The organism is Bradyrhizobium genosp. SA-3, from assembly GCF_004212635.1.
Lineage (GTDB): Bacteria > Pseudomonadota > Alphaproteobacteria > Rhizobiales > Xanthobacteraceae > Bradyrhizobium.
The window spans coordinates 25,944-38,673 of the sequence record NZ_PSRT01000035.1 but is presented as its reverse complement, the minus strand read 5'-3'; the positions used below and the strand labels follow the sequence as shown (position 1 = coordinate 38,673).

General features: G+C 64.7%; 13 protein-coding genes. 7 read left to right on the top strand and 6 right to left on the bottom strand.

Translation table 11 applies throughout. The features are described 5' to 3' along the window. Positions 1-2: 2 nt before the first annotated feature. From CWO91_RS14485 to CWO91_RS14465, 5 genes are all read left to right on the top strand, one after another. Positions 3-302 (top strand): putative quinol monooxygenase, encoded by a 300-nt coding sequence (locus CWO91_RS14485; protein WP_027553941.1) that lies wholly within the window; start codon positions 3-5, stop codon positions 300-302. 12 nt (positions 303-314) lie between these two features. Then, a complete protein-coding gene (locus tag CWO91_RS14480) occupies positions 315-944 on the top strand; it encodes an urease accessory protein UreE (protein WP_130214044.1) in 630 nt (209 codons plus the stop codon). Then, complete coding sequence (locus CWO91_RS14475; protein WP_130214043.1) at positions 925-1,653, top strand: urease accessory protein UreF; 729 nt, start codon at positions 925-927, stop codon at positions 1,651-1,653. The genes CWO91_RS14480 and CWO91_RS14475 overlap by 20 nt, the downstream gene beginning before the upstream one ends. Positions 1,654-1,718: 65 nt before the next feature. Further along, positions 1,719-2,342, top strand: coding sequence for an urease accessory protein UreG (gene ureG, locus CWO91_RS14470; RefSeq protein ID WP_130214042.1), 624 nt, complete (start codon positions 1,719-1,721; stop codon positions 2,340-2,342). A 317-nt stretch (positions 2,343-2,659) separates the two neighbouring features. Then, positions 2,660-4,318 (top strand): CHASE domain-containing protein, encoded by a 1,659-nt coding sequence (locus CWO91_RS14465; RefSeq protein WP_130214041.1) that lies wholly within the window; start codon positions 2,660-2,662, stop codon positions 4,316-4,318. A gap of 7 nt (positions 4,319-4,325) precedes the next feature. On the opposite strand, the gene CWO91_RS14460 is transcribed toward CWO91_RS14465, so the two are convergent. The 5 genes from CWO91_RS14460 to CWO91_RS14440 all read right to left on the bottom strand — a co-directional run bounded on the left by CWO91_RS14460 (position 4,326) and on the right by CWO91_RS14440 (position 8,563). Then, positions 4,326-4,940 (bottom strand): TetR/AcrR family transcriptional regulator, encoded by a 615-nt coding sequence (locus CWO91_RS14460; protein WP_130214040.1) that lies wholly within the window; start codon positions 4,938-4,940, stop codon positions 4,326-4,328. A gap of 180 nt (positions 4,941-5,120) precedes the next feature. Next, a complete protein-coding gene (locus tag CWO91_RS14455; RefSeq protein ID WP_130214067.1) occupies positions 5,121-6,263 on the bottom strand; it encodes an OpgC domain-containing protein in 1,143 nt (380 codons plus the stop codon). 188 nt (positions 6,264-6,451) lie between these two features. Beyond that, entirely contained in the window at positions 6,452-6,907 is a 456-nt protein-coding gene (locus CWO91_RS14450; protein WP_165405453.1) for a hypothetical protein, read from the bottom strand. Positions 6,908-7,000: 93 nt separating this feature from the next. Beyond that, complete coding sequence (locus tag CWO91_RS14445; RefSeq protein WP_130214039.1) at positions 7,001-7,372, bottom strand: DUF883 family protein; 372 nt, start codon at positions 7,370-7,372, stop codon at positions 7,001-7,003. A gap of 78 nt (positions 7,373-7,450) precedes the next feature. Beyond that, a complete protein-coding gene (locus CWO91_RS14440) occupies positions 7,451-8,563 on the bottom strand; it encodes an AI-2E family transporter (protein ID WP_165405452.1) in 1,113 nt (370 codons plus the stop codon). A 211-nt stretch (positions 8,564-8,774) separates the two neighbouring features. On the opposite strand from CWO91_RS14440, the gene CWO91_RS14435 reads away from it, so the two are divergent. After that, the gene (locus tag CWO91_RS14435) at positions 8,775-9,557 is read left to right on the top strand and encodes a L,D-transpeptidase (protein WP_130214037.1); all 783 of its coding nucleotides are present in this window, start codon (positions 8,775-8,777) and stop codon (positions 9,555-9,557) included. A 17-nt stretch (positions 9,558-9,574) separates the two neighbouring features. Beyond that, positions 9,575-10,225 (top strand): DUF2865 domain-containing protein, encoded by a 651-nt coding sequence (locus tag CWO91_RS14430; protein ID WP_130214036.1) that lies wholly within the window; start codon positions 9,575-9,577, stop codon positions 10,223-10,225. A gap of 236 nt (positions 10,226-10,461) precedes the next feature. On the opposite strand, the gene CWO91_RS14425 is transcribed toward CWO91_RS14430, so the two are convergent. After that, positions 10,462-12,555, bottom strand: coding sequence for a methyl-accepting chemotaxis protein (locus tag CWO91_RS14425; RefSeq protein WP_130214035.1), 2,094 nt, complete (start codon positions 12,553-12,555; stop codon positions 10,462-10,464). Positions 12,556-12,730 lie beyond the last annotated feature (175 nt).

The window sequence follows — 12,730 nt, the reverse complement described above, 5'->3', positions numbered from 1 at the left end:
TCGTGATCTATGTCGTTGCCACCTTGACCATCAAGCCCGAAACGCGCGCCGAATTCATTGCAGCCGCCACCGCCTGCATCAAGGAGACGCGGAAGGAGCCCGGCAATATCGCCTACGATTTGCACGAGAGCGTCACCGATCCCAGCAAGATGGTATTCGTCGAGCAGTGGGAGAATGCAGAAGCGCTGGTGCCGCATCGCGCCATGGAGCACATGAAGACGTTCGGCCGCGTCGCGGTGAAGTGCTTCACGGCACCGCCGAAGATCGAGGTGATCACGCCCGAGAAGGTCGAGACACGGTAACGAGGTAAACGCATGATCCGGGCGACGCAGGTCAAAGGACAGTACCGCTTCACGGAAGCACCCGTGGATACGGTCGTGCTCGATTTCGACGATCGGCACCGCCGCCGCATGGCGATGACGGGGACGCGGGGGCTCGAATTCCTGCTCGACCTGGAGCACGCCGTCGCGCTGCGCGGCGGCGATGCCCTGGTGCTGGAGGACGGCCGGCTGGTGGAGGTGGTGGCGGCACCCGAGCCGCTGCTGGAGATCCGCGGTCGCGATCCGCACCATCTCATCCGCGTTGGCTGGCATCTCGGCAACCGCCATCTGCCGACGCAGATCATGGCCAAAGCCTTGCGCATCCGCCGGGACCACGTCATCGAAGCCATGGTGAAGGGTCTCGGCGCCCGCGTGATCGAGATCGAGGCGCCGTTCGATCCCGAGGGCGGTGCCTATGCCGATGCCGGCCACGCGCACGGCCACGACGACCACGCGCATCACGATCACGGCCATCACGATCACCATGATCATCACGGTCATGATCACCACCATCATGGCCATGCCGCGCATGACCATGGTCACGATCATCACCATCACCACGACGAGCATTGCGACCACCCCGACCATCACCACGGCCACAAGCATGCTCATGACCACAAATGACCCGGTCAGCCGCGCTGACCTCGCCGAGCGTGAGGCGGCGGCGCTGTACCGGTTGATGACCTGGCTGTCGCCGGCATTCCCTGTCGGCGGGTTCTCCTATTCCAGCGGCATCGAATGGGCGGTCGAGGCCGGCGATATCACCGACACCGCGACGCTGGCCGACTGGCTCGACGCGATGCTCGGCGACGGCTCGGGCTTTTGCGATGCGACGTTCCTGGTCCATGCCTATCGCGCCGCGGAAGCGGGCGAGACCACCACTTTGAACGATATCGCCGAGCTCGCCGCTGCCTTCGTGCCGTCGCGCGAACGACAGCTGGAAACGACCTCGCAGGGCCGTGCCTTCATCGACATCGCCCGCGCCGCGTGGGATGCCGATGGCCTGGATGCCATGGTCGCGGGATGCCGCACGCCGCTGGTCTATCCGGTCGCGGTCGGCGTGGTCGCCGCGATGCATGGGGTGCCGTTGGCGCCGACGCTCCACGCCTTCTTGCATGCTCTGGTCTCGAACTGGATTTCCGCGGCCAGCCGTCTCATTCCGCTCGGCCAGACCGACAGCCAGCGTGTGCTGGTGAGGCTGGAAGCCGCCGCCGCCGCGACCGCCAATCGTGTGCTGAATGCGACACTGGACGATCTCGGCAGCGCGACCTTCCGCGCCGATCTCGCCAGCCTGCGGCACGAGACACAATATACGCGGCTGTTCCGGTCGTGAGCACGTTGCGTCACACTCAGCCGTCGTCCCGGCCTGCGCCGGGACGACACTAAGAAAGCAACTGCATGTCGAAAACTCACGGACCCTTGCGTGTCGGCGTCGGCGGCCCGGTCGGATCGGGCAAGACCGCGCTGATGGACCTGCTCTGCAAGACCATGCGCGAGCGCTATGACATCGCCGCGATCACCAACGACATCTACACCAAATGGGATGCGGAATACCTCGTGCGCTCGGGCTCGCTGACGCCGGACCGCATCGCGGGGGTCGAGACCGGTGGCTGCCCGCACACTGCGATCCGCGAGGACGCCTCGATGAATCTCGCCGCGGTGGCGGACATGCGTGCGAAATTCCCGGACCTCGATCTCGTGCTGATCGAGTCCGGCGGCGACAATCTGGCTGCCACTTTTTCCCCGGAGCTGGCCGACCTCACCATCTACGTGATCGACGTTGCCGCCGGCGACAAGATCCCATCCAAGGGCGGCCCGGGGATCACCCGGTCAGACCTTCTTGTCATCAACAAGATCGACCTGGCACCCCATGTCGGAGCTTCCCTGGAAAAGATGGAGACGGATGCCAAGCGCATGCGTGGCCAGCGTCCCTTCGTCATGACCAACCTGAAGAAGAGTCAGGGTCTCGATCGCATCGTCGGCTTCATCGAGACCAAGGGAGGCTTAAAACGGGACGCTTAAAACCGCGGGGCCCGACGGACGCGACGACTTAGCGCAGGCGTTTTTGCCCTAACCCCCCGGGGGCAGGGCCGCCACCGCGGAACAAATTTCGGACACGGCGATTAACTACCTCTTGGCCCCCAGGGGCAAATCCATGCCGGCCGGACCATCGGCCGGGACGGATTAAGCTTTTCAGCCGACCTACGTTGCGTACTGATGCCTCCTCCTCCATTATCTCCGCCACTGGGGGTTCACCCTGTTTCGGCACATGGCCGTTCGAGCGGCGTTCATATGCTCCGTGTTTATTGCCGACCTCCTGCTTTCGCCTGAGTAGTCGCGTGGTCCGGCTGGGTTTCATCATTGGCTTCATCGCTCTGCTCGGAGCCTTGCTCTCCGGGCTTGCGGCCTATCGCGTTCACGATCAGGAGCTGGCGCTGGACCGGATCGCGCTCGCGCGTGCGATCGACGTTCACGCAAGCCTGGTCCAGGACCGCCTCACCGAGCGGGAGCTGCTCGCGCGTGTCGCCTCCGGCCTGTTCCGTACGCCATCCGTGATCAAGCCGAGCATGCTGGAGCCGCTGCGCTCGGCCATCTACGCCTTCAAGACCGATTTCGTGGTGGCCGGCTGGATCGCCCGGCTGAAGCCGAACGAGCTTACGGCGGCGCAGGCTGCCATTGCCGGCGCCGGCTTCCCCAATCCACGGATCCGCATGTTTGACGACAAGCCGATCAATTCCGCCGATGTCACCCAGCCGATCGACGTGCTGATGGACCTCGAGCCGCGCAGCAACGAGACCAAGGCGCTGCCTGGCCGCAGCTACGATCAGGATCCGGTTCGCAGCGCCATGCTGACGCGTGCCCGGGTCGAGAAGCGGTCGATCGCCTCAGACCCGATTCCGCTGCTCCGCGGCAACGGACCGATCGGCGTCATCGTGGCCGCGCCCGTCATTCCCGAGGGGGCGACGGAGCCGGCCGGGTTCGTCACATTCTCCTACGAGCTTGCCTCGCTGATGCTGACCAATGACGACATGTCGTTGTTCTCGGTCGCGCTCAGGGATCCGCGCAGGGACGGTGGCGAGCTCGTTGCCAACGACCAGGGCGTGGTCTCCACGCGCATGACGGCGGCGGACGGACTGGCGCCGTCGGCGATGCGCACCGTGAGCTTCGGTGGCCGTGACTGGCAGCTCGCCTACTACGCGAAGACGAATTCGGCGCGTCGCGCCGAGCAGACCGCCATCATCGTGGCGGCGATCGGCTTCGCCATCACCGCCATGGTGTGCGGCCTGTTCGGCTATGTCGCCTACAACAATCTGCGGCTCAGCCGGGAAATCCAGGTGCGGATCGGCTTCGAGCGCCGGCTGACCGCTGTCATCGACGAGCTCAACCACCGGGTCAAGAACATCCTGGCCGTGATCCAGTCGATCGTGACACGCACGCTGCGCCACGGCTCGGATATCGATGTCGCACGCGAGCTGCTGATCGGCCGCATCCACGCCATGTCGAACGTGGTCTCGCTGCTCAGCGAGAGCCAGTGGCAGGGTGTCAAGTTGAGGGGCCTGTTCGAAGCGCGCGCCATCCCGCATGCCGATCGCATCGCCGTCACCGGTCCCGACATCGCGGTCAGCGCGCGCGCGGCGCAGAGCCTGTCGCTGCTGTTCTTCGAGCTCGCCTCGCATTCCGACGAAGGCCTGTCGCTGGTCGGCAAGCATCCGCACATCACCGCCAATTGGACGGTAACGGGCGAGGAGCCCGACGAGATTTTCAATTTCCGCTGGGAGGAGTTCAACACCAGCGAGGCGACGCGCCGCCCCGATTCCGATTTCGGCCTGATCCTGCTCGACCGCGTCGCGCCCGAGGCGCTCGGCGGCACCGCCAAGCGCTACTTCACCGACGTCTCCTATGTCTACGAGCTGATCGCGCCGATGGAGACGGTGGTCGACATGACCGAGCGCGATCGTACCGACAAGATTTCGGCCCCGGTCAGGCCTGTGCGGTGATGCGAGGTCAGCTCTTCGGCCGCAGCACCAAATCAACCAGATTGCGCGCGTAGGCCGGCGTGACCGGCGCGATGCCGAAGACGTAGCGGTAGAACAGGCCGCCGTAGATCGCGTCGTAGAGATCCTCGGGCAGTCCCTCGGCCAGGATGCTGCCGTCCTTCTGGCCCGCCGCGATCATCTCAACCAGCGCGTCGCGGCGGAATTGCAGATAGCGGGCGTAGAACAGCTCGGCGGAGCCGGTCTTCGAAATGCATTCGGAGATCACGGCGAGCTGCACCTTGCCGAACTCGTCCTGGAGCGCCTCGGCATAGGCCGCGGCATGGCGGCGTGCACGCGCCGCGGGCGTTCCGGAGCTCTCCGGCGGCAGCGGCAGCATCTGCGCCGCGTGGTGGAGAAAGGCGTCGATCAGAAGCGCCTCGCGGGACGGCCACCATTTGTAGATCGTCATCTTGGAGACGCTGGAGTGCCGCGCGACCGCGTCGATGGTGGTGGCGGCAAGGCCGGTCGTGGCCATCAGCGCATAGGCGCTTTCGAGAATGGCGTTGGTGGTCTCGATCGATCGCGGCCGGCCGCGCCGGGGCGCGCCGTCGGCCCCATCACCCTCGCTGTTCGCCGTCACCACGTCCGGTCTCCTCGCAACCCGCTTCTGCTCCGGATAGCGCAGCCGCGGCGGCCAGCCTAGGGCATGATCCGGAAAAGTGTGTAGCGGTTTTCCGAAAAGATCATGCTCAAACATAACCTAAAGCGCGATGACGATTCATCCTGATCTCATCGCGCTTTAGGGGAATCGGATGCGCGCCCGCTAGGCCTGCTGCCGCAAGGCGGCGGGCAGGTCCTGCCACTTCGACCAGGCGATGTAATAGGCGACCGCGGTCATCGCGGCGAAGCCGGCGAGGCTCACCACGACCTGCATCACCACCATATTGGGCCCGGTGATCAGGATGAGATGACCTGCAAAGGACAGGAATACGCCGACGCAGAACACGGCGAGCCATTCCTCGCCGCATCTGATGACCGCCTGTAGCGGCTTCAATTGCAGGCCGGGATGATCGGCCGGAATGAGATGAGTCGCGAGGAAGGCGAGCGCAAGGAAGTGAAGCACGCGATAAGGCGCTAGGTTTTCCTTGTCGGTCGGCGCGATGCCGTTGAGGAGAACGTCCGGCAGATAAGCGGAGAGCGCCGGTGAATGGCGCATCAGGGTGACGGCCATCGCGAACACGAGGTAGGCTCCGGCGAGGATCCGCAGCCAGGGCATGCCGCGCAGCGCCCGCCCGGGCGCGCCCGTCACGGCGAACCAGCCGCCCAGCACCATCAGCATCTGCCAGCAGAGCGGATTGAAGGTCCACTCCTGGTCCGGATAGACCCGGAAATTCCAGTCGAACCAGCGTGCGGCAAGGTACAGCGCGACCGATGCCGCCAGCGTCACGTTCGGCCGCCGCAACAGGCCCCAGAGCACAAGCGGAAAGAAGGCCATCAGCGGGATCATCAATTGCAGCAGGTCGAGGTTCAGCGGCTCCTCCTGGAGCACGAGACCGCGGATCAGGATGCGCAGCGGGTGCTCGAGAATCCCCGAGATGTTGTATTCGTGGATGATTTCCGGTGCCATCGATTGCGAGGCGACATAGGCGATGGTGTCGATATAGATGACGAACAGGACGACGTAGGCGGCGTAGAGCCGCCAGACGCGTCGAAAGATGCGCGTCGCCGCGACGACGTAGCCGCGCTCCAGCGCCATCCGGCCGTGGATGATGGCGACGCCATAACCCACCACGAATACGAACAAATCCGCGGCGCCGCTGAAGCCGAAGTTTCGCAGCGTCAACAGGTTGACGACGTTGTTCGGGATGTGGTCGACGAAAACCGACCAGTTGGCGATGCCGAGTGTCAAATACAGTCTGGCGTCGGGTTGAAATGCGGCGAGGTTCGCCTTGACGGACGGTTTCATCACGAAAAAGACTTTTGGAATCAGGGGCGACGCTTTTAGCGGCAACCGCCTGCCCATCCGAGTAGCGTTTGCGTGATGGCGGGGGCATTCGTGCCGGATGGCGCAAAATTGCGCGCGACCGCTCGTACCGATTTGCGATAGATGGGCTCGGAGGAGTTACGACGAAATTTTCTGACCCGCTCTGACCATTATTCAGCAGGTTCGGCCGACGCCTCGTCTGCTACGCCAGCGCGACTCGCCATGATTCCGAGTGCGACCCCACCGATCGCGAGGATCGGCAACAGCCGCTTGACGCCGATGGCACGAACGATCTGAAGTCCCGTAGCGAGCAGCATGGGGTCCGAAAGCATGCTCTGTGCCATCGACTTCGCCGCGCGCTCGGCCGCGATCTGGGCGCGCTTCTGCACCTCGCGCTTGTAGCCCCAATAGGTGCCTGCAGCGGTGAGCGTCAGCAGGAAGAAAATGCCGGCGCCGGCGAGGCAGGCCTGAACCGGGCCATATTTCTCCAGGACCGAAATGAAGGCCGCGGCGCAGAGGAAGCACGTGGTGATGAAGAGCGCGAATGCCGTGCCTGCGGCCAGCGAGGTCAGTCGCACAGTGGTGCCGGTGGATGTACTGATCCCGTCGATAATGCGCTGAAACATGGCCTTGCTCCTCAAATCCCCCACAAGCCGAACCGCCACATACCGGCATCGGCGGCGCGGCAGCGCCGGCGTCTCGAGATCCGTTCCGCAAACCTACCGCCGCCAGGCGGCGCCGATCAGGAAGCCGATGCCGAGGGCGAGCCCGACGGTCGCGAGCGGCCGCTGCGTGATGGCCTCTTCCAGCGTCTCCTCGATCGAGCCGTAGGCGTCTTGCGCAGCCTCCATCATCGCGCTGCCGCGGTCGGACATGTCGTCCATCGCGGAATCCATGTTCTCGCGCGCCTGGCGATACCCGCGGCGAGCCTGCTTGTTGGTGGAATTGGCGAAGGTATTGAGCGCGTCGGTGATCTGTTCGGTGAGGGCGGCGATATCGCTTTTCACGGCTGCTATATCCTTCTCGAGGCTTTCTCTGGTGGCTTTGTCGGTCCAGTCCTTCATCCCGGCTTCGGCATTGGTCGTGGACATCGGGAGCTCCAAACTGTTGACGGCTGAGATAGCCGGAGAACGTTTCGTCGTCGGGGAAGTTCCGTTCACGGAAACCGCTCAGGCCTGCGGCAACTGCGGCGAATCCGCCGGCAACAGATGCTCCTTGAGGATCAGGCCGACGATCAGGAGCGGCGACGCCAGGAACGCGCCCATCGGGCCCCACATCCAGGTCCAGAATGCCAGCGCGAGCAGGACCGCAAGCGCATTCAGCGCCAGCCGCCGGCCGATGATGGTCGGGGTGATGAAGTGCCCTTCCAGGAAGGTGAGGCCGCCGAAGGCGAGCGCCGCCATCAGCGCGCCGCTGATGGTCGGGAAGGCGACCAGCCCCACCATGACCAGTACGGCGAACATCGCGATCGGCCCGATGATCGGAATGAAGTTGAGCGTTGCCGCAAGTGCGCCCAGGCCGGCCGGATTGGGCATGCCAGTGAGCGCGCAGATGAGGCCGGTTGCGACGCCGACACCGACATTTATGACGGTGACGGTCAGGAGGTAATTGCCGAGATGGACCTCGATCTCGTTGAGAATACGCAGTGTACGCAGCCGCGCGTCGTGATTGCTGAAGTTCATGATCATCGCCCGCCGCAGGTCGCGCCAGCTTGCGATGAACAGAATGAGGGTGACGAAGAACAGCAGAAATTCAGTAAAGGTCGGCGACAGGAATTCCAGCGTCGGCTGCACCCACTCGATCTTCGGCAACTGGAAGCTGGGGAATTCCTCCGAGCCGCCGACCATGGCTTGCAGCTCGCGCCACAGCGCCAGTGGCCGGTCGAACACGTGCAGCTTGTCCTTTAGTTGCGCGCCGAGCTCCGGCAGGCGCGTGCTCCATTCCATCACAGGCGAGGCGATCAGCGCGACCGCGAACGCGACCACTGCCGTCCCCGCGATGACGATCAGGACGGCACCGAGCGCGCGCGGCACCTTGCATCGCTCGAGGAAGCTCGCCGCCGGCGACAGCATGGTGCCGATGACGAAGGCCATCACCACGGGCAGGAAGAACGCTCTTCCGACATAGAACACGGCGACGACCGCGATCAGCAGGAGGCCTGCGAGTGCGAAAGTGACGAACTCGGTGCGGCGAATGACCGGTGGCAGCTCACTATGGCTGTCGGGAAGCGGTTCACCTTCGCTGTTGCCGGGAATCAGACGTTCGCTGGGAAGGACGCGCACAATATCTCTCCCGCACGCGCAACTCGCGATCCGCGCGCCCATCGACGATCCGACAACGTGCTGGCTGAGCAAGGGTTCCGTCGCGGCTTCGTGAAGACGCGCTCGCTTGACTGTGACGTCGCTGCCGCAGAGTTCGGCGGAACCTGAGTCGGCCCGGTCGCGTTTGTTGGCGACAGCATCACCCAGATGCACACATCCAACGGGGCAGCTCATGACAAGGTTCTCTCTCGTCCGCCGCTTCTCACCGCGCGCCGTCACTGCGTTTGCCCTCGCAAGCGCACTGCTCACCATGCCCTTTGGCGGCGCGCGTGCGCAAACCCTCGGCTTCGTGCCGATGCAGCCGCAGTCGTATCCGCAGGACCAGGGCTATTCACAGGGTTATGGAAGCGAGGCACCGCAAGCCGCAGACGAGGACGCCCGGCTGCCCGATCGGCTGCGCAGGCAGATCGTCAGCTTCGACAGGAGCGAGCCGGCCGGCACCGTCGTCATCGATACCAGCAACACCTATCTCTACTACGTGCTCGGCCAGGGACGCGCCATCCGCTATGGCGTCGGCGTTGGCCGCGAGGGCTTTACCTGGGCGGGCGTGCAGAGCGTCAGCCGCAAGGCCGAGTGGCCGGACTGGCATCCGCCGGCCGAAATGATCGCGCGCCAGCCCTATCTGCCGCGCTTCGTGGCGGGCGGTCCGGGTAACCCGCTCGGTGCCCGCGCGATGTATCTCGGCTCGAGCGAATACCGCATCCACGGCACCAACGATCCCAGCACCATCGGCAAGTTCGTCTCGTCCGGCTGCATCCGCTTGACCAATGAGGACGTCATCGACCTGTTCGGCCGCGTCAATGTCGGGACGAAGGTCGTGGTGCTGCCAAAGAACGCGCCGCTGATGGCCAAGGGAAGTGACAAGGGAGGCGATTCCGTGCGCAAGCACCCGGCCATGACGACGCGGCCCTCGGGCCGCCAGGCGCTGAACATCTCGGCGTCGTCGGTAAACTAAGAGCTCGGTGAGGTGACATGACTAAACGCGCGATCGGCAAGCTGGCCTGCAGTGCGGCGGCCGTGTTCACCATCACCTCTCTCGGCCTCGCGTTGACGCCGTCGGCGCATGCGGAGGACTTTTTCTCGGCGTTGTTCGGCGCGTTCGGCGCACGGCCTCCCCAGATCCGGACGCCGTTCCCGAACGATAACGTGCCGCGCTATGACGTGCCGCGCCAGCGAGCCGCCTATGGTGGCGGCGCCGCCTATTGCGTGCGCGGATGCGACGGCCGCTATTTTCCGGCGCAAGGAACGGATGCCGAAAGCAAGGCGCAGTCCTGCAAGAGCTTCTGCCCGGCGTCCGAAACCTCGCTCGTCTACGGCAGCAATATCGACGACGCCACGACGGAGAACGGAAAATCCTACTCCGATCTGCCGAACGCCTTCCGCTATCGCAACGAGATCGTCGCGGGCTGCACCTGCAACGGCAAGGATCCGGTCGGGCTCGCCCAGGTCAAGGTCGAGGACGACCCCACCTTGCGCAAGGGCGACATCGTCGCGGGCGCTGGCGGCCTTGTGATTGCCACCCGCAATGCCAACGACCGCCGCGGCGTCGCGATGAATTTCTCGCCGCTGCCGGAATCGGTCCGCGCCAGATTCCGCCAGATGCCGGTGGTGGCGAAGGAGTAGGGGGCGAGTGAGCGACGGCTGGTGCTTCAATCTCCGCCGTCGTCCTGGACAAGCGCGCCCAAAGCGCGCGCTGATCCGGGACCCATAACCACAAGATTGGGTTTGGCGAAGATTCGTGGTTGTCGGCTCGCGCCAAACCACTCCCTGTGGTTATGGGTCCCGGCCCCTCGTGCGCAATTGCGCACTCGGCCAGGACGACACGGAAGATGTGGTACCAGCCTCGACTCCAATCAGCCCTATGCCGCCCGGATCTTGCCCAGGAAATCGCTGACCTGCCGACCGAGCTGGCGGCTCTGCGTCTCGAGCGTCTCCGAGGCCTGCTTGACGTTCTCGGCGGCACCGGCCGCGGTGTCGGCATCGGCCTTCACGCCGGTGATGTTATCCGAGACGTTCTTGGTGCCCTGCGCCGCATATTGCGTGCTGCGGGTGATCTCCTGGGTCGCCGCACCCTGTTCCTGCACGGCGGCGGCGATGGCGGTGGCGACCTCGTTCACCTCGCCGATGATGCCGCCGATGGCCTGGATCGCGTTGATGGCATCGCCCGCGACCTTCTGGATGTCGGCGATTTGCTCGGAGATTTCCTCCGTCGCCTTCGCCGTCTGGCTGGCCAGTGACTTCACCTCGGACGCCACCACGGCAAATCCGCGCCCCGCTTCGCCGGCGCGGGCGGCCTCGATCGTGGCATTGAGCGCGAGCAAATTGGTCTGCGCAGCGATGGTGTTGATCAGCCCGACCACCTCGCCGATGCGCCCCGCCGACTGCGCCAGCCCCTGCACCGTGCTATCGGTTTCGCGCGCCTGGTTGACTGCGCGGCTGGCGATGCCTGCGGCATGCGCGGCCTGCTGGCTGATGTCGTTGATCGAAGCGGAGAGCTCTTCGGCCGCTGCCGCGACGCTCTCCACACTCGTGGAGGCATCGTTCGAGGCCTTGCCCGCGATCTCGACGCGTTCATTGGTCTGGCGCGATACCGCTGAGAGGTCGCCGGAGGTCTTGCGCATCTCGCCGGAGGCCTCGCTCAACTCGCCCAGCGATTTGCGCACCACGCCCTCGAACTCGCCGACATAGGTCTCCATGGCACGCTGGCGCGCGGCGGCGCCTGCATTGCGCTCGCGCTCCTGCGCCTCGATCTTGAGCTTGTCGATCGCCTGCTGCTTGAAGGTTTCGAGCGCGCCGGCAAGTGCGCCGATCTCGTCGTGGCGGTCGAGATAGCCGGAATCGACGGTGAGGTCGCCGCCGGCGACCTTGAGCATGGCGTCGCGGATCCGGTGCAGCGGCGTGATCACGCGGCGGCTGACCGCCAGCATCGCGGCGCCCGTGAACAGAATCGCGGCAATCAGCAGCACAAGCTGGGTCAGCAGCGATTGCAGCGCCTGCGCGCGCTGGCTAGTGGAATGGTCCCTGGCGGCGCCAAGCGCGGTATCGGCGAGCTTGATCGCGCTCGCCATCCGGCCGACCGAGTAGGGGCTCCACTGATTGGCAGTCATCGACGCCTTCTCACCCTTGGCGATTGCGGCGATGATGCCGTCGCGCGTGGCGAGATATTGCGGGTCGAAATAGAACGATTTGGTTTCCGCCATGGCTGCAGCCAGCGCCGGCGGCAATTGCATGCCCGATGCGGCGAGCTCGGTCGCGCTCCAGGCCGTCTCGGTGCCGCCGACCCATTTCGTGAAAGCGAGCTGGACCTCGGGCGCGATCTTGCCGCTGTTAAGCGCGTTGCCGACGATCAGCGAGGATTCACCCGCATTGACGCGCAGCAACCAGGCCATCTGCTTGATCATCAGCAGTTGATCGATCATTGCGTCCTGATGATTGACGCTCGCGGCCAGCACGGGCGACAGCTTTTCGAGGATGGCCATCAGCCCGTCCTCGCTCTCGAGATACTCTTTGACAAGCGCCGCGCGACGCGATGCCCTGGGTTTGGCGACCTCAGTCCAGAACTCAGCCTGCTGCGCCAGCAGCGCCTTGTTCAGCCGGTCGAGATCGGCAACCACCGTCCCGCGCTGGGGCAAGTCGATCGAGGGTAAAATCTCGATCGCGCGCGCCAGGGCGGGCATCAGCTCGTCGCGGATGCCGCGGATGTATGTCTCGATTTCCTTGTCCATCTGGATGTCGGAGGTCAGCTGACGGCTGCTGGTCGAGCGGTCGGAGCGGATGTTCGCCATCGCCTTGAACACATCGGCGGACGCCGCCGCTACCGCGACGATCCGGTTCGCCTGCTGAAGCCGGGTCCACGAATTCCATGCGCTGATCGAGAAGCCGATCACGACGACGAGCGCGGTGGACAGGATCACCGCTTTCAGCAGCGTGGAGACGGTCAGGCGGTTGAGCATCGGATCCCCCGGTACGCGTTTCGAAGTTCGTGGCCCCGAACGGCAGCCCTACGAACTTCGAACGACCAAGGGATGCGCGCAGCAAAGGCGCCGGCCGGTGGCAGGCGCCTGAAGCGCATTTGGCCTCAAAAGGGTAAAAACTTAGACAGTGATATTGCCGTAAAAATACCGAGGC